Raw genomic sequence first — 16,425 nt, 5'->3', positions numbered from 1 at the left:
CGATGAGGGGGCGTCCCGCAACGGGCATTGCACCTGCTATGCCGTGGAGACGGCATCGCGGCGTCGGGCGCGGGACAGCATGATCGGAACCGCCACCGACAGAAACAGAAGCCGCAGGACATGTGCGGCCGCCACGAAACCGGGATTGACCCCAAGCGCGGCGCCCATCACCGCCATGGTTTCCAGCGCCCCCGGCGCGAAAGCGACCAGAACATGGGCCAGAGGCATGTCCACGATCGGCGCGGCAATGACGGCGGCAACCGCCGCAAAGCCCGCCGTGATCACGGTGATCGTCAGTCCGGACAGGCCGGTGCGGCCCAGGTCGCGGAACGTGATCCCGGTGAACCGCGATCCGATCAGCGCCCCGATCAGCGCCAGCGCCGGATAGGCGATGAAATGCGAAAGCCCGCCCGGCGCCACGTCCGATACCCGGGCGATGGCCCCTACGATCATGCCCGACAACAGCAGGGGGGCCGGCGCATGGATGCGGCGCAGCACAGGGCTGAACACAAGGGCGAGCGCAATGCAGATCGCGGTCAGCACAAGGCTCATCTCGACCGGGTCCGTGCCGACCGGGGTCAGGCCGATCCCCGTCTCGATCCCGCCCATCCGCGCCGCGAAGGGCACGATCAATGTCAGGGACAGGACGCGCACGGTCTGGACGATGGCGATCTGCCGCGTGTCGATCCGCGATTCCTCGCCCAAGGCGATGACAAAACTCAGATGACCCGGTGCGCTGGCCAGAAGGGCCGGGGCCCGGGTTGTTCCCAGCGTGAAGGCCAGCGCCTTCTGCCCCACCACCATCATCGCCAGAAGCGTGAGGCACAGAAGAGCGAAGGCCAGAGGCCATGTGACGATGGCCGCCAGCGATTCGCGCGAGACACCCGCCCCGATCGTCACACCGGTGACCAGAAAGACCGCATCGCGCAGCCGGTTCGGAAAGGTCACCGGCAGCCGGATCAGGCAGGCGATCGTGGTGGCCAGTGCCGATCCCGTCAGCAATGGAACCGGCAGGTTGATCAGGATGCCCACGCCCGAGCCAAGCGCCGTCAGCGCGAAGAGAAGTGCGAGCCGGGCTGCGATGGGCCAGTCATGCGTCATGGCCGGATCATCCGTCGCAACAGGGGCCGGGCCAGCATCGCGCCGAGCGAAGCCAGAAGCTGCCCTGCGGCCAGCCAGAGCGCGACGGCCGCGCCGATCGCCTCGTCCGCCAGCCTGAGGGTGGCGCGCATGGCACGCCCCGGCCCGATGACATCGACGATCTGGCGGGTCTCGGGGCCGGCGGCATCCGCGAGCTTCGCCAGCCGCGTGGCATCCCCGGGCGTGTCCACATGGCGCAAGAGCAGGATCGTATCGGACAGCGAGGTCTGGCTCGCGACGTGGCCAATATCGGCGGCTACGGCACCCAGCGCGGCCAGACGTGCAGTATCGGTGACATCGTCCAACGTGCGTGTCCCCCAGATCAGACCCGGGACGGCGGAAACGCGCACCGGGATATCCGCCAGATCGCGCAGCCGCGCCAGAAAGGCCGGCGACAGGGAGCCCAGCTTGCGCCCCAGCCGAAGCACCGTCGCGCCCGCCTTGATCGTCAGGGAACTGCCGCCCGTGGCGATTACGAGGCTCGTCGCCCCCAATCCGACAAGAGCGAGGGACAGCTCGATCCGGTCGACATCCTCGCCGGCCGCATAATCGACGGCGACCCTGCGCAACGCGTTGATATCGCCGCCCGGTGTCAGCTCGAACGGGATCGCGCAGATCGCGATCAGCCGGACAGACGGACACTCCTCGATATCGGCCATGCAGATCAGGCAATCGCGCGACTGGGCCAGAAAGCCGCCCTCTTCGGCCCGCAGCGCATCGATGGCTCGGGCCTGCTCGGGCGTGGGGGCGATGCCCTGCCCGGTCGCCGATATGGTGACGATATCCACCCGGTCGAGGTCCTTTGCGTCCAGCGCCAATGCCAGTTCCCTGTCGAACCAGTCGCCTGTCACCGTGCCCTGCATCGCAAGGTCCAGAGAGCGCATCACCTGATCAGTCGTCGCATCGGCGATCGGCCGGGCGAAGGGGTTGGTCGAGATGACCCAGACAAGGATCAGAACGCTCAGCCCCGTCGGCACGGTGCGCAGGGCAAGGCGCGCGGCCCGCGCGATCACGCGGTGGAGGCAGCCCAGTCCCAGTACATCTCTCTCAGACGGCGGGTCATGGGATTGCCGTTGGGGCCGACATCATAGGTGTTGTCTTCGAATGCCTTGATCGGGGTGATCTTGTTCATGTTCCCGGTCATGAAGACTTCGTCGGCCGTTTCGAAATCCTCGAACGACAGGACGGTTTCATGAATGGCGATGCCATCGGCGGCCATGTTCGCGATGTGTCGCGACCGGGTGATGCCGGCCAGAAAGGTGCCGTTGGGGATCGGCGTGAAAACCTCCCCGTCGCGCACCATGAAGATGTTGGCCGTCGCCGTTTCGGCGACATTGCCCATCGCATCGGCGACAAGTGCGTTGGTAAAGCCCCGCGATCGCGCCTCGACCAGCATGCGCGCATTGTTGGGATACAGGCAGCCCGCCTTCGCATTGACGACCGCATCCTCGAGAACGGGCCTGCGAAACCTCGTCCGGCCGAGCGTGGCTGCGGTCTCGGTCGGTGCCATCGGGATTTCCTCGAGACAGATCGCGAAGCCCGTCTCGTCGGGTTGCGGCACGATGGCCGTCACGTCGCCATTGATCCCCCAGTACATCGGCCGGATATAGACCGCAGCTTCCTTGGGGTAGAGAGCCAGCCCTTCTTTCACGATCTCGACCATCTCGTCGGTCGAGACGGTTGGCCGCAGCATCAGCGCCTCGGCTGACCTGTTGACGCGCGCGCAATGGGGTTCAAGGTCGGGGACAAGGCCGTTGACGCAGCGGGCTCCGTCGAACACCGAGCTGCCCAGCCAGCTTCCGTGGTCGGCCGCCCGCATGATCGGGGCGTCTCCCTCGATCCAGCTACCCTCGAAATAGGTGCGGATGTTCTGGCCTGTTGCCATCCCGTGCCTCCTGCCCTTTGGGAACCGGGCGAAGCTAGGCGAGGGCGGCGCCAACGTCCAGACCCGGCGATCAACCTTTGCCGGGAAATGGTCCGCACCCGCAACGCGGGACAGTGGGGTGCGGACCAGCCGTCATGCCGGCACGGTAACTGGGGAGACGCCGGCTGGTCCGGGGCATGGACCTTCGCCTCATTCACCGATTCCCGTAACATCGGTATGACGCCGCCCCGGGGGCGGGCGCCGATGTCTTGTTACCGGACGAGGCCCACGATCTCGTAGGTCCGCCTGAGGATGGGCGATGCGATCTCGCGTGCCTTGTCGGAACCGGTCCGCAGGAGCCGCTCGATCTCGGCCTTGTCATCCATCAGTCGGCGCATCTCGTCCGAGATCGGGCCCAGCTTGGCCACCGCCAGATCGGCGAGCGCCGGTTTGAACTGGCCCCAGCCCGCGCCGGCATTTTCGGTGATGACGGCCTCGGGCGTGGTGTCGGACAGGGCCGCATAGATATCGACCAGGTTGCGCGCCTCGGGGCGGTCCTTCAGCCCCTCGAGCGTCTCTGGCAGCGGCTCGGGATCGGTGCGCGCCTTCTTGAACTTTTTGGAGATCGTGTCGGCATCGTCGAGCATGTTGATCCGCTCCATGTCCGACTCGCCCGATTTCGACATCTTCTTGGTGCCATCGCGCAGGTTCATCACGCGCATTGCAGGGCCTTCGATGACCGGCTCGGTGAGCGGAAAGAAGTCGACGCCGTAGTCATTGTTGAACTTCTGCGCGATGTCCCGTGTCAGTTCGACATGCTGCTTCTGATCTTCGCCCACTGGCACATGGGTCGCATGATACAACAGGATGTCTGCAGCCATCAGCGACGGATAGGCATAAAGACCAAGGCTTTGCTTTTCGGCATTCTTGCCAGCCTTTTCCTTGAACTGGGTCATCCGGTTCATCCAGCCAACGCGCGCCACGCAGTTGAATATCCATCCCAGCTCCGCATGTTCTGGAACCTGGCTTTGATTGAACAGGATCGACCGCGACGGATCGATGCCCGACGCCAGAAGACCGGCCGCGACCTCATAGGTCGCATCGCGCAGATCGGCCGGGTCCTGCCAGACCGTGATCGCGTGCAGATCGACGACACAATAGATCGTGCTGTCGTACCCGTCGTCCTGCATGTCCGACCACCGCTTGATGGCGCCGAGATAATTGCCCAGGGTAAGCCCGCCCGAGGGCTTGATCCCGGAAAAGACGCGAGGTGTGAATTGCGGGGCGGTCATGGTTTTGGCTCCGTTCATGCCAAGGTTCTGGAACTTGCAACCCGGCTCGCATACCCATAGGCCAAAGGCCCGTCAACCGGCGGGGCAAGGCAGGCAGGAGAGTGTGATGGACGACGATATCAGCCCGGTGAACCCCTTGCCGCCCGTTGTCGTGATCCTTGCCGTCGCGCTCTTCGGGATCGAGATTGTCCTGAGCCTTGCCGATCGGGGGATCCTCGGCGGCGAAACCGGGATCGGGTGGCGGATCAACGCCATCTCGGATTACGGGTTTTCGCCGCGGGTCTGGGAATACACGATCGAACGCGGGGCCCGCGATCCCGACCTGTGGCGCCGGTTCCTGACCTATGCTTTCGTTCATGCGACGTTCACCCATGCGCTGTTTGCCGCGGCTCTCTTGCTGGCGCTGGGCAAATTCGTGGGCGAAACCGTGCATTATGCCGGCGTGCTCGCCTTGTTTGTCGCGTCGTCGGTGGCGGGGGCTTTCGTCTATGGCTGGGTCGTGACCCCGAACCTGACGCTGGTGGGGGCATACCCCGCGATCTATGGCCTGATCGGGGCCTTTACCTATCTGCTCTGGCTGCGGCTGGGGCAGGCGGGCAAGAACCAGTGGATGGCGTTCCGCCTGATCGGGTTCCTGCTGTTCCTGCAGCTTTTGTTCGGGCTTCTCTTCGGGGGCAGCCCGACCTGGATCGCCGATGTCACCGGATTTGTCACCGGCCTGATCCTGTGCCCGATGGTGGCGCCCGGCGGCTGGCCCGCGCTCTTGGCCCGATTGCGCCAGCGCGGGTGATCAGCGCCGACGCATGGCCGATCGGAATTCCGAGATCTGGAACGCGCCCACAAGCTGGCCGACCCCGAAATAGGTGACGATGCCGACGACGACCAGGAACAGGAGCGCGGCGTAGCGGATCGTGGCCGCGCCCAGCAGGAGCGTCATGCCCGCGGCAAGCCACCAGACGACGACACCCATGACCGCCGAGGCCACCAGGATGCGCCAGAACCGGCGACGGAACCGATCGTCCAGGACCGCCGCATCCCCCATGCCCCGCGACCCCCGCCAAAGCAGCACGACCATCGCCCAGGCTGCGAGCGTCGTGCCGAAGGCCGCACCAAGATAGCCGATCACCGAGGCCAGCCCGACGGCGAGGGCCGCGTTGATCAGCATCGCCACCACGGCGAAAAAGAACGGCCGCCTCGTGTCTTCGCGCGCGAAATAGAGCGGCTGCAGAACCTTTTGCAGAACAAAAGCCGGAAGCCCCAGCCCATAGACCGCGACGGCCAGAGCGGTGGCCGCGGTGTCGTCAGAGGTAAAGGCGCCCCGTTCGAACAGGACCGACACCAGCGGCACCGGGATCGCGATCAGCGCGACCGCGGCGGGGATCGTCAGGGCAAGCGTGACTTCGGCCGCGCGGTTGAACGCGTCGCGCCCGCCCGCAGTGTCGTTTGCACCCAACCTGCGCGACAGATCAGGCAAGAGGACCACACCGATCGCGATCCCTACGACGCCCAGCGGCAGTTGATAGAGTCTGTCGGCATAGCTGAGCCATGCGACCGCGCCATCGAAATGGCTGGCGACCTGCCGGCCGATCAGAAGGTTGATCTGCACCACCCCGCCCGCCAGCGCGGCGGGGGCGGCGATTGCCGCAAGTCGTTTCAGGTCGGGCGTCAGACGGGGACGTCGGGGCCTGAAATCATATCCGGCGCGACGCGCGGCCAGCCAGACAAGGGCCAACTGGGCGATCCCGCCGACGGGCACGGCCCAGGCCAGCGTCATGCCGATGACCCGATCGGGATGCGCGGCCTCGGACGCGCCGGTCAGGATCGCCGCGATCACGGCCGTGATAAAGATCACGTTCAGCAGGACCGGGGCCGCCGCCGCCGCCATGAACCGCCCCGTCGCGTTCAGAACGCCCGAGATCAGGGCCGAGAGCGAGATGAACAGGATATAGGGAAACGCGATCCGGCCATATTGCGTCGCAAGGTCGAAGCGATTGTCCTCGGCAAAGCCACTGGCCATCAGCCAGACCAGCCCGGGCATGAAGATCACGCCAAGCGCGGTAAAGCCGGTGAGCAGCAGCGCCATCCCGGCAAAGGCATCCCGCGCGAATTCGCCCGCGCCGTCATTCTTTTCGAGTTTCTTCGAAAAGATCGGGATGAACGCCATGTTGAAGGCGCCTTCGGCAAAAAACCGGCGGAACATGTTGGGCAGCGAAAAGGCGATGAGAAACGCCTCGGCCACCGGACCCGCGCCGAGAAACGCGGCAATCATGATGTCGCGCACGAAGCCAAGGATCCGTGACAGCAGCGTCCAGACGCCCACGGTCACGAATCCACGAATCAGAGAAATGGGTTTCACGTGCCTACCGGCCTGCCTGCTCGTTCACGCAGACCTTACTCGTCTCGACAGCCAAGCTCTATGGCCAATATGGGCTTGGATCGTCCGATCCGCTATCACGGGGCCATGATGGTTCTTCTCAGGCGGCTGTTCCGCGGTTTTTTCGTTCTGGTGGCCCTGCTTTCGGTCGTCGCCTGTGCGCTGCATATCTCGAATTCAGGGGATGATCCGGTTCCCGATCCGGCGCCTGGGTCGCTGCGCGTGGCGACATATAACGTGCATTACATCGTGGTGCGTCGGGATACGGGGCCGTGGTCGCTCGGTGACTGGGAACGGCGCAAGGCGCCGCTCGACGAGGCGTTCAAGACGGTCGATGCCGACGTGATCGGGTTTCAGGAAATGGAGAGTTTTGGGGGCGGGCATCAAAGCTCTGAGAACCTGACATTGACCTACCTGCTGGATCAGAACCCGGGTTATGCGGCGGCCGCAGTCGGGGATCCATCGATGTTTCCGTCCACCCAGCCGATCCTTTACAGGACGGCCCGGCTGACGATGCTGAATCAGGGCTGGTTCTTCTTCTCCGACACGCCCGACGTGATCTATTCGCGAACCTTCAACGGCTCGTTTCCGGCCTTCGCCTCATGGGCGAGGTTCCGCGAGACGAATGGCGCCGAATTCCTCGTGATGAATGTCCATTTCGAGTATTCCAGCCGGTCGAACAGGCTCTTGTCAGCGGAACTCGTGGTGGAAAGGTTGCAACCATTCCTCGACGAAGGCCTGCCGGTGATCCTGCTGGGCGATCTCAATGCCCGCCACGGTTCACAAACACAGGAGATACTGAGCCGCGCCGGTCTGGAATTCGCACCGGTTGACGGGGCGACCTACCATTTCGATCGGGGTATCAACCTATTTGGCGCAATCGATCATATCGGTGCGACGCCGCCGCTGACATTCCCCGAACCGCCGGCTGTTCTGCGCCGCCAGTTTCAGGGCGAATGGCCGACGGATCACTATCCCGTTCTGGTGGATGTGTCGCTGCCGCGCTGAGGCGCGTGTCCCGCCGCCCTATTCCTGCGCCCGTTCGGACCCGCGCGAGATTGCATCACGCAGCTTGCGTTCAAGCGATTTCTGTTTGGATTCCGCATGATATTTCAGGCCGAACATGTCCTTCACATAGAAGGTGTCGACGACCTGTTCGCCGTAAGTCGCGATGACGGCCGAGGCGATGTTGACATGCGCATCGGCAAGCGTGCGGGTCAGATCATACAGAAGGCCGGGGCGGTCGCGCGTGTCGACCTCGATGATCGTGTAGATCTCCGATCCGTCATTGTCGAACGTGATCGACGTGGGGACTTGGAAAGCGCGCTCGCGTTTCTTGATCTTGTCGCGATCCTTGAGCGCCTCCTTGGCGATGACCTCTCCGGCAAGGATGCGCTGGATCATCTTGCGCAGACGCGGCAGGCGCGATTCCTCGAACGGGGCGCCGTCGGCGTCCTGGATCCAGAAGATCGCGGTCGCGAACCCATCCTTGGATGTATAGGTCCGGGCATCCACGATATTCGCACCCACCAGCGCCAGCGCGCCAGTCAGCCTGCTGAACAGCCCGGGATGATCGGCCATGGCAAAGCAGGCCCGCGTCGCGTCGCGGTCAGGATCGAGCTTGAGGTCGATGCGCACTTCGGTGTCGCTGATCCCGTTCAGAAGACCGGCAAAGATCACATGCGCCTCAAGCGGCAGGCCTTGCCAATAGGGGCCGTAATGGCGTGACGTCTCCTGCCGCAGATCCTTTGGATCCCAATCCTCGAGCCTATCACGCAGGGCCTTCTTGGCTTCGACCTCGCGCGCTTCGCGATTGATATCCTCAAGCCCGTTTTCCAGCGCATGGACCGTTGCGCGATGCAGCGCGCGAAGAAGTGCCGCCTTCCAGTTGTTCCAGACATTCGGGCCGACGCCCCGGATATCGCAGACCGTCAGCACGGTCAGCAGGTCGAGCCGTTCGCGGGTTTTCACTGCCTTGGCAAAGTCGCGGACGGTGCGCGGCTCCGCGATGTCGCGTTTCTGGGCCATATCCGACATCAACAGGTGATAGCGGATCAACCATTCGACCGTTTCGCATTCCTTCTTGTTCAGGCCCAGCCGGGGCCCGAGCCTGCGTGCGATCCGGGCGCCCACGATCGAGTGGTCCTCGGGCCTGCCCTTGCCGATGTCGTGCAACAACAGCGCCACGTAAAGCACGCGGCGATTGATCCCGGCCCGCAGGATACCGCTGGCAATCGGCAATTCCTCGACCAGTTCCTCCCTCTCGATCTGGCTGAGGTTCGAGATGCACTGAATCGTATGCTCATCGACGGTGTAGGAATGGTACATGTTGTATTGCACCATCGCCACGATCGGGGCGAAATCGGGGATGAAGGCCGGCAGAATCCCCAGTTCGTTCATCCGCCTGAGGGCGCGCTCGGGGTTGCCGTGTTTCAGCAGCAGCCCGATGAATATCTTGTTGGCCTCGGGGTCGTTCTGCACCTCGGGCGTGATCAGGTCGAGGTTGGCCGACAGCAGACGCATGGCATCCGGGTGGATCAGCGTGCCCGTGCGCAGCGCCTCTTCGAACAGGCGCAGAAGGTTCAGCGGATCGGACAGGAATTCCTTCTCGTCCTCGACCGTGATCCTGTTCTGCTTGATCGCGTAGGGCGGCTTGGCCTTCTTGCGCCGGGTGAACAGCCGGGTCAGCATCGGCTCCGACTTGGTGTGATTGGCCTCGAGTGCGGTCAGGAAGATCCGCGTAAGTTCACCCACCCGCGTGGCATGACGGAAGTAATCCTGCATGAAATGCTCGACCGCGCGGCGCCCGCCGCTGTCGGCATAGCCCATGCGGCCAGCCACCTCGACCTGCATGTCGAAGGTCAGCTGATCCGTGGCGCGCCCCGTGATCAGGTGCAGGTGACACCGGACTGCCCAGAGGAAATCCTCCGCCTCGCGGAACGTGTCGTATTCGTCGGGCCGGAAGACGCCTTGTCCCACCAGTTCGGCGGCACTTTCGACGCCATAGATGTATTTCGCGATCCAGTAGAGCGATTGCAGATCGCGCAGGCCACCCTTGCCTTCCTTGACGTTGGGCTCGACCACATAGCGCTGGCCGCCTTGCTTGCGGTGCCGTTCCGCCCGCTCGGCAAGTTTGGCTTCGATGAAATCGCCCGCCGACGCGGCAAAAAGGTCCTTGCGGAGCCGGTCCTTCAGCTCCGTCGCAAGAGCCCGGTCGCCCAGCAGGTATCGGTATTCCACCAGACTGGTCCGGATCGTGTAATCCTCGCCCGCAAGGCGCAGGCAATCCTTCACCGTCCGGGTCGCGTGCCCCACCTTCAGCCGAAGGTCCCACAGCATGTAGAGCATCGACTCCACGACGCTTTCTGCCCAGGGCGTCACCTTGTAGGGCGTCAGGAACAGCAGATCGACATCGGATGACGGCGCCATCTCGCCACGTCCGTAGCCCCCCACCGCCACAAGGGCGAGCCGTTCGCCCTGCGTCGGATTATGGATCGGGTGCAGTCGCGTCGTTGCGCAGTTGAATACGGTCTCGACGATCCGGTCGGTGAGCCAGCAATACGAGCTGGTCGCGCGTCGCGATGTTGTCGGATCCGCGGAAAAGGCCTCGGCGATTGCCGCCATGCCGGATTTGCGCGCCCGCGATATGATCGACACGACGGCGCGGCGAATCTCGGCCGGATCGGACGTATCGGCAAGGGCTGCTTCGATCTCCGCCGCGGTTGCAACGGTGTCGAAAATGTCCTGCGCCGGACAGATCAGGCTATCCGGCGCGAACAGGTCTTGCGGGTTGCCCGAGGGGCCGGTTTCAGAAACCGGCGCCGCCGAAGCTTCGAGGGGCTGCATCAAGTATGACCACCTGGTTATTCTGGATCGTCGCAACCGCGAGGCCGCGTTCGTTGGTACCATCTGGCAAGAGCCTGAAGATCCCGTTTGTGCCTTGGAACCCTTGTCCCTGCGTCAGGGCCGAGCGTGTCAGTGCATTCGCATTGCCCTGCGCGACAAGCGCCCCGATAGCGGCGATCCCGTCATAGGCGAGACCTGCCAGAGGATGCGGCGCCTCGCCGAAGGCCTGACCATAACGGGCCGCGAAATTCGCCGCCATGTTCCGGTCGGGCAGCGCGAAAAGCCCGCCTTGCAGGCCCGGCAGGGCCAGCGCCTGCGGTGCGACATCCCAGCGGGTCAGGCCCACATAGCGCACCACCTCGGGGTTCAGACCGGCTTCGGGAAGCGCGGTTGCAAGGATCGGAAGATCGGCGTTGACGCCTGCCGTCAGAAAGATCGCGTCCGCGCCCGACGCATTGGCCGCTGCTGCGATCGAACTGGCCCGAGACAGGATACCGTCCTGGCTCAGGGGATAGCTTTCCACCCGAGCGAGCGATGCACCGGCCTGGTTGATCGCGGCCGAGATCGAATCCCGGCCGATATTGCCCTGAAGATCATCGGAATGCGCGATCACATAGGAGTTGATCCCCTGGGTCCGGCCATAGCTGACGAGCCGTGCCGCGGTGTTTCGGAACGTCGGCCCAAGGATGAAGACGTTGCCACCGGCGATCGTGGGATTGTTCGAGAAGGCCAGAACATTGATCCCGGAATTCGCAACCGCAAGGCCTGCCGCATTGGCCGCATCGGCGAACAGGGGGCCGAGCAGGATCTGCGCGCCTTCGGACTGGGCCAGCAACGCCGCATCGGTCGCCTGCTGCGGATCGGGGCCTGTGTTGTAGACCCTCAGATCGATCTGGACGCCCTGCAGATCCGAAATCGCCAGCCGGGCCGCGTTCTCGAGTGTCTTGGCGAGGAAATCGTTTGTCGCATCCCCGGTGCCGCCCGGCACCATCAGCGCGACGCGCACCGGCGCGCCCGGGTCGATACGCGGGCCTTCGTTGCCTCCGGTCCCGGCAATCGGGACGGGCGCACAGGCACTGATCCACGCAAGCGACAAAACGGCGAAAAGTCGGGCCGTGACCTTGCGGCGGCCAATCAATCGGGCAAACATGTACAATCACTCCCCTTAGGTGACGCAGCGGGCTCGTTGTTGTCCCGCCACCGGGCATCTTCAGGCCCGTTCACAACTTCCGCATCATAAACGGGAGGCAGCCCGGGTCCAGATATGATTCCAGAAACCAAGCCTGTTTCCGCCGGTCTGCATCTCGTTTCGACGCCGATCGGGACGGCGCGCGATATCACCCTGCGGGCCCTGGATGTTCTGGCGGGCGCAGATATCGTCGCGGCCGAAGATACCAGAACGGCCCGGAGACTGATGGAAATCCACGGTGTCGCGGTCAAGGGGCGCCGCTTCGTCGCCTATCACGATCATTCCGCTCCCTCGGTGCGCGATGACCTTGTTTCGCGCATGTCCGAAGGCCAGTCGGTGGCCTATGTCTCCGAGGCGGGCACGCCGCTTGTTGCCGATCCGGGCTATGCGCTTGCCCGGTCGGCGATCGCGGCGGAGGTGCCTGTTCATGCGGCCCCCGGCGCCTCGGCCGTGCTGGCCGCCCTCGCCGTCGCGGGGCTTCCGACCGACCGGTTCGCCTTCATCGGGTTCCTGTCTTCCCAGGCCACGCAGCGTGACCGGGAAATCACGGAATTGCGCGATTTGCCGATGACGCTTGTCATTTACGAATCCCCCCATCGCGTGGCGGCAACAGTCGCCCGGATGGCCGAGATCCTCGGCCCCGACAGGCCTGCCGCGATCTGCCGGGAGCTGACCAAGAAATTCGAAGAGGTGATCCGCGGACCGATCGGCACCTTGGCCACGCAACTCGCGGAAGGTCAGACCCGGGGTGAATACGTCATCGTTTTGGGAAAAGGCGAAACCGAGGTCACGGGCGAGGACGATCTGCGCGCAGCCCTGAAAGACGCGTTGCGCACGATGCGGGTCAAGGATGCGGCCAACATGGTCGCCGGCGCGATGGGAGTTCCCCGACGCGATGTCTATCAGATGGCGCTCGAACTCTCGAAGAAGGATTAAGCCGCGCTTAACTCCGGATCGCGCATGGTTCGGGGATGCAAATCGAGCAGGACCATAGGCACAGATCGCGCGTTGACCGGGGCCGCGTTGGATATCAGGCGGGCCTTGCCGCCGAGGACATCGTGGAACGCGACTATGCGCGGCGCGGCATCGCTGTCTGTGCGCGGCGCTGGCGCGGGCAGGGCGGAGAGATCGACCTTGTCCTGCGTGACGGGGACGAACTCATCTTCGTCGAGGTCAAGAAAAGCCGCTCCTTCGACAGTGCTGCCCGGCATCTCACCCCGCGTCAGGCCGCCCGCATTTTGGCCGCCGCCGCGGAATTCGCGGGGACGGAGCCCTTGGGTGAACTGACGCCGATGCGGTTCGATGTGGGCCTCGTCAACCAATCGGGTCAGGTCCGCATTCTGGAGAACGCGATCGGTCACGACTGAGGGATGCCGCGTCGGGCAGGATTGCAACGGGCGGGGCCTTGGGCCATCTAGGGCAGCATCAGACCTGCCCAGAAGGGGACCTTCATGCCGCTTTCCGTTGCCATCCAGATGGATCCGATCGGCCCGATCGACATCGAGGCCGACAGCACGTTCCGCATCGCCGAAGAGGCGCAGGCCCGCGGGCATTCCCTGTTCTACTACACGCCCGACCGGCTCGCCTATGTCGAGGGCCGGATCGTGGCGCGTGGCTGGCCGCTCGAGGTGCGCCGGGTCAAGGGCGATCACGCGACGCTCGGCCCCGAAACCGAGGTCGATCTGGCCGATTTCGACGTGGTGTGGCTGCGTCAGGATCCGCCGTTCGACATGGGCTATATCACCACGACCCATCTTCTGGATCGGCTGCGCGGCAAGACGCTGGTGGTCAATGATCCGTTCTGGGTGAGGAACTATCCCGAAAAGCTGCTGGTCCTCGATTTCCCCGACCTGACGCCGCCCACCGCGATCGCCCGCGATCTGGCCACGCTGCGCGCCTTCCGCGACAGGCATGGCGACATCATTCTCAAGCCCCTGTATGGCAATGGTGGCGCGGGGGTGTTCAAGCTGGCCCATTCCGACAGCAACCTCGCCTCGCTGCACGAGTTGTTCTCGGGCATCAACCGCGAACCCCTGATCGTCCAGAAATTCCTGCCCGACGTCTCGGCCGGCGACAAGCGCGTGATCCTGGTCGATGGGGAGCCCGTCGGCGCGATCAACCGTGTGCCCGCCAGCGGTGAAACACGGTCGAACATGCATGTTGGTGGCCGTCCGGAAAAGATCGCACTGAGCGACCGCGACCGCGAGATTTGCGATCGGATCGGTCCTCTTCTGCGGGAGAAGGGGCAGATTTTCGTGGGGATCGATGTGATCGGCCAGTGGCTGACCGAGATCAATGTGACCTCCCCCACCGGGATCCAGGAGCTTGAACGCTTTGATGGGATCAACGTGGCCGAAAAGATCTGGCAGGCGATCGAGGCCCGTTGCGCATAGGGCAGAGGCCTATTCGCCGGTCACGCGGTAGCTGATCGCCTCGGCGATATGGGGCCGCAGGACCGCGTCGCTGCCATCGAGATCGGCGATCGTGCGCGCCACTCTCATGACCCGGTGATAGCCGCGCGCCGTCAGGCCGAACCGGTCGGCGGCGCGGGTCAGCAGGTCGCGTCCTTCGCTGTCGGGGCGCGCGACCTCTTCCAGAAGGCCGCCTTCCGCGTCGCAATTCAACCGGACCCGGCCCATCTCACCATATCGTTCGGTTTGGCGCGCGCGGGCCGCAGCGACCCGTTCGGCAACGGTCGCGGAATCGTCGCCCGACGCCGGCAGATCGAGGTCGGCATAAGAGACGGGCGGCACGTCGACCCGCAGGTCGATCCGGTCCATTAGCGGGCCGGAGATGCGCCCGAGGTAATCCTCGCCGCAATGCGGAACGCGGGCGCAGGCGCGGGCGGGATCGGCCAGATATCCGCAGCGGCAGGGATTGGCCGCTGCGATCAGCATGAACCGGCAGGGATAGCGGATATGGGCATTCGCCCGCGCGACCATCACCTCGCCGGTCTCGATCGGCTGGCGCAGTGTCTCGAGCACCGTGCGTGAGAATTCCGGCAATTCGTCAAGAAACAGAACCCCGTTATGGGCCAGCGATATCTCCCCCGGTTTCGCACCCCGGCCGCCGCCCACGATCGCGGCCATCGACGCGGTGTGGTGGGGTTCGCGGAATGGCCGCAGGCGGCTGATCCCGCCATCCTCGATCAGGCCGGAAAGCGAATGGATCATCGAGGTTTCCAGCGCCTCCGCCGGTGACAATTCCGGCAAGAGCCCCGGCAGACGCGCCGCCAGCATCGATTTTCCCGACCCGGGAGAGCCCACCATCATCATGTGGTGACGCCCTGCCGCGGCAATCTCCAACGCGCGCTTGGCCCGTTCCTGCCCCTTCACGTCGCGCAGGTCGCGCGCGCCGGGATCGGCGGTGATCTCGCCCGGCGCGGCGGGCAGGATGATCTGCGCGCCCGTATAGTGGCGGATCACCTCCGACAGGCTGCCCGCGCCAATGACTTCGGCCGCGCCGACCCATGCCGCCTCGGCGCCGCAGGCGCGGGGGCACAGAAGCATGCGGTCTTCTTCGGCGGCGGCCATGGCGGCGGGCAGGGCGCCCAGAACAGGCTGAATCGTTCCGTCGAGCGACAATTCCCCCAGCGCGACCGTGCGGGCCGCCTCCTCGTGAGGAACGATATCGAGGGCTGCCAGCAGGGCCAGCGCGATCGGCAGATCGAAATGCGATCCCTCCTTGGGCATGTCGGCGGGCGCGAGGTTGATGGTGATCCGCTTGGACGGAAGCGCGATCGCAAGGGCATTCAGCGCGGCCTTGACCCTTTCGCGGGCTTCGGACACGGCCTTGTCGGGTAGCCCCACGATCGAAAAAGCCGGCACACCGGGGCTGACGGCGCATTGAACCTCGACGATCCGCGCCTCGACGCCTTCGAAGGCGACGGTATAGGATTGCGACCCCATCGCCCTCTCCGCTAACTCTTGCGTCCGGTGTATCGCCCGCGTGGTTAGCGAATGGTTAACAGCGGTGAGAGAGGGTTAACGGGTCTCGACATCGCGGGCCGCAATCGATGCGGGCGCAGGGAAGGGCCCGGCCTCGAACGGTTGATCATAGACGCTCAGCCAGCGGTTCTCGGCCAGTCCCAGCGCGCGCCAGCGGCGAAAGGACGCGTGATCGAGATGCGCGGCGACATAGTCCCAGGAGGAGGGTGAAACCTCGATCCCGAAGCCCGCGATCCGCGCGGCAACTGGCGCGAAGAAGGCATCGGCCAGCGTGTAAGCCCCGAACAGGAACGGCCCGCCCGAGATGTCGAGCGCGCCCGCCCAGAGCCCCTCGATCCGGTCCAGATCGGCGCGGACATCGGCGTCGGGGACAAATCCGATCCATGCCCGCGACAGATCCATCGGGCAGCTGCGGCGCAACGCGGCAAACCCGGAATGCATCTCGGCGATCATGCTTCGCGCCATCGCGCGCTCGGTGGGAGCCTCTGGCAAGAGCCCGCGATCGGGAAAGGCCTCGGCCAGATGCCAGGCAATCGCCAATGTGTCGGTCAGACGACCCCCTTCGGGCGTGATCACCGCTGGAACGCTGGTGCCGCCGGCGAAATCCGCGACGCGCGATGAAAAGCCGTCTGAATAAATCTCGACCGTCTCGACGCGGCAGGGGATGTCGAAGGCATCGAAACAGAGCCAGCCGCGCAGCGACCACGAGGAATAAAGCCGTTGGCCAATCAGGAGTTCATAAGTCATTTGGCCAGCTTATGGCGCATTTCTAC

General features: G+C 64.5%; 14 protein-coding genes. 5 read left to right on the top strand and 9 right to left on the bottom strand.

The window, feature by feature from the left end:
* Positions 1 to 36: 36 nt before the first annotated feature.
* The 4 genes from EP376_RS07830 to trpS form a co-directional block, all read right to left on the bottom strand.
* Positions 37 to 1,101: an AbrB family transcriptional regulator gene (locus EP376_RS07830; protein ID WP_127655008.1), complete on the bottom strand. Its 1,065-nt coding sequence runs from the start codon at positions 1,099 to 1,101 to the stop codon at positions 37 to 39.
* Positions 1,098 to 2,153, bottom strand: a complete 1,056-nt coding sequence (locus EP376_RS07825) for a hypothetical protein (protein ID WP_127655007.1) — start codon at positions 2,151 to 2,153, stop codon at positions 1,098 to 1,100. The genes EP376_RS07830 and EP376_RS07825 overlap by 4 nt, the downstream gene beginning before the upstream one ends.
* Complete coding sequence (locus tag EP376_RS07820) at positions 2,150 to 3,025, bottom strand: branched-chain amino acid aminotransferase (protein WP_127655006.1); 876 nt, start codon at positions 3,023 to 3,025, stop codon at positions 2,150 to 2,152. Before EP376_RS07820 ends, EP376_RS07825 begins: the two co-directional genes overlap by 4 nt.
* Before the next feature lie 251 nt (positions 3,026 to 3,276).
* Positions 3,277 to 4,296, bottom strand: coding sequence for a tryptophan--tRNA ligase (gene trpS / locus EP376_RS07815; RefSeq protein WP_127655005.1), 1,020 nt, complete (start codon positions 4,294 to 4,296; stop codon positions 3,277 to 3,279).
* A 106-nt stretch (positions 4,297 to 4,402) separates the two neighbouring features.
* Between trpS and EP376_RS07810 the strand changes: the two genes are divergently transcribed.
* Complete coding sequence (locus tag EP376_RS07810) at positions 4,403 to 5,086, top strand: rhomboid family intramembrane serine protease (RefSeq protein ID WP_127655004.1); 684 nt, start codon at positions 4,403 to 4,405, stop codon at positions 5,084 to 5,086.
* Here the strand turns inward: EP376_RS07810 and murJ are convergent, their stop codons facing one another.
* Positions 5,087 to 6,652 (bottom strand): murein biosynthesis integral membrane protein MurJ, encoded by a 1,566-nt coding sequence (murJ, locus tag EP376_RS07805; protein WP_127655003.1) that lies wholly within the window; start codon positions 6,650 to 6,652, stop codon positions 5,087 to 5,089.
* Positions 6,653 to 6,712: 60 nt separating this feature from the next.
* Here murJ and EP376_RS07800 point away from each other — a divergent pair, with 60 nt between their 5' ends.
* Positions 6,713 to 7,678 (top strand): endonuclease/exonuclease/phosphatase family protein, encoded by a 966-nt coding sequence (locus tag EP376_RS07800; protein ID WP_338068384.1) that lies wholly within the window; start codon positions 6,713 to 6,715, stop codon positions 7,676 to 7,678.
* Between the two features lie 18 nt (positions 7,679 to 7,696).
* On the opposite strand, the gene EP376_RS07795 is transcribed toward EP376_RS07800, so the two are convergent.
* A complete protein-coding gene (locus EP376_RS07795) occupies positions 7,697 to 10,516 on the bottom strand; it encodes a [protein-PII] uridylyltransferase (protein ID WP_127655002.1) in 2,820 nt (939 codons plus the stop codon).
* Complete coding sequence (locus tag EP376_RS07790; RefSeq protein WP_127655001.1) at positions 10,479 to 11,666, bottom strand: penicillin-binding protein activator; 1,188 nt, start codon at positions 11,664 to 11,666, stop codon at positions 10,479 to 10,481. Before EP376_RS07790 ends, EP376_RS07795 begins: the two co-directional genes overlap by 38 nt.
* A 114-nt stretch (positions 11,667 to 11,780) precedes the next feature.
* Here EP376_RS07790 and rsmI point away from each other — a divergent pair, with 114 nt between their 5' ends.
* From rsmI to gshB, 3 genes are all read left to right on the top strand, one after another.
* Positions 11,781 to 12,641 (top strand): 16S rRNA (cytidine(1402)-2'-O)-methyltransferase, encoded by an 861-nt coding sequence (gene rsmI, locus EP376_RS07785; RefSeq protein ID WP_127655000.1) that lies wholly within the window; start codon positions 11,781 to 11,783, stop codon positions 12,639 to 12,641.
* A 35-nt stretch (positions 12,642 to 12,676) separates the two neighbouring features.
* Positions 12,677 to 13,072: a YraN family protein gene (locus EP376_RS07780; RefSeq protein WP_127654999.1), complete on the top strand. Its 396-nt coding sequence runs from the start codon at positions 12,677 to 12,679 to the stop codon at positions 13,070 to 13,072.
* An 84-nt stretch (positions 13,073 to 13,156) separates the two neighbouring features.
* Positions 13,157 to 14,098, top strand: coding sequence for a glutathione synthase (gene gshB / locus EP376_RS07775; RefSeq protein ID WP_127654998.1), 942 nt, complete (start codon positions 13,157 to 13,159; stop codon positions 14,096 to 14,098).
* A gap of 9 nt (positions 14,099 to 14,107) precedes the next feature.
* Here the strand turns inward: gshB and EP376_RS07770 are convergent, their stop codons facing one another.
* Entirely contained in the window at positions 14,108 to 15,613 is a 1,506-nt protein-coding gene (locus tag EP376_RS07770) for a YifB family Mg chelatase-like AAA ATPase (protein ID WP_127654997.1), read from the bottom strand.
* Between the two features lie 75 nt (positions 15,614 to 15,688).
* Entirely contained in the window at positions 15,689 to 16,399 is a 711-nt protein-coding gene (locus tag EP376_RS07765; protein WP_203330975.1) for a glutathione S-transferase, read from the bottom strand.
* Positions 16,400 to 16,425 lie beyond the last annotated feature (26 nt).

The organism is Alexandriicola marinus (genome assembly GCF_004000435.1).
Classification (GTDB): Bacteria; Pseudomonadota; Alphaproteobacteria; order Rhodobacterales; family Rhodobacteraceae; genus Alexandriicola; species Alexandriicola marinus.
The sequence above is the reverse complement of the archived record's forward strand: the minus strand, read 5'-3'. Positions and strand labels throughout refer to the sequence as shown.

Excerpts from the sequence above, each read along its gene's own strand:
- EP376_RS07830 (WP_127655008.1), bottom strand. The coding sequence starts at position 1,101 with ATGACGCATGACTGGCCCATCGCAGCCCGGCTCGCACTTCTCTTCGCG.
- EP376_RS07820 (WP_127655006.1), bottom strand. The coding sequence starts at position 3,025 with ATGGCAACAGGCCAGAACATCCGCACCTATTTCGAGGGTAGCTGGATC.
- trpS (WP_127655005.1), bottom strand. The coding sequence starts at position 4,296 with ATGACCGCCCCGCAATTCACACCTCGCGTCTTTTCCGGGATCAAGCCC.
- EP376_RS07810 (WP_127655004.1), top strand. The coding sequence starts at position 4,403 with ATGGACGACGATATCAGCCCGGTGAACCCCTTGCCGCCCGTTGTCGTG.
- EP376_RS07800 (WP_338068384.1), top strand. The coding sequence starts at position 6,713 with ATGGCCAATATGGGCTTGGATCGTCCGATCCGCTATCACGGGGCCATG.
- EP376_RS07795 (WP_127655002.1), bottom strand. The coding sequence starts at position 10,516 with ATGCAGCCCCTCGAAGCTTCGGCGGCGCCGGTTTCTGAAACCGGCCCC.
- EP376_RS07790 (WP_127655001.1), bottom strand. The coding sequence starts at position 11,666 with ATGTTTGCCCGATTGATTGGCCGCCGCAAGGTCACGGCCCGACTTTTC.
- rsmI (WP_127655000.1), top strand. The coding sequence starts at position 11,781 with ATGATTCCAGAAACCAAGCCTGTTTCCGCCGGTCTGCATCTCGTTTCG.
- EP376_RS07780 (WP_127654999.1), top strand. The coding sequence starts at position 12,677 with ATGCAAATCGAGCAGGACCATAGGCACAGATCGCGCGTTGACCGGGGC.
- gshB (WP_127654998.1), top strand. The coding sequence starts at position 13,157 with ATGCCGCTTTCCGTTGCCATCCAGATGGATCCGATCGGCCCGATCGAC.
- EP376_RS07770 (WP_127654997.1), bottom strand. The coding sequence starts at position 15,613 with ATGGGGTCGCAATCCTATACCGTCGCCTTCGAAGGCGTCGAGGCGCGG.
- EP376_RS07765 (WP_203330975.1), bottom strand. The coding sequence starts at position 16,399 with ATGACTTATGAACTCCTGATTGGCCAACGGCTTTATTCCTCGTGGTCG.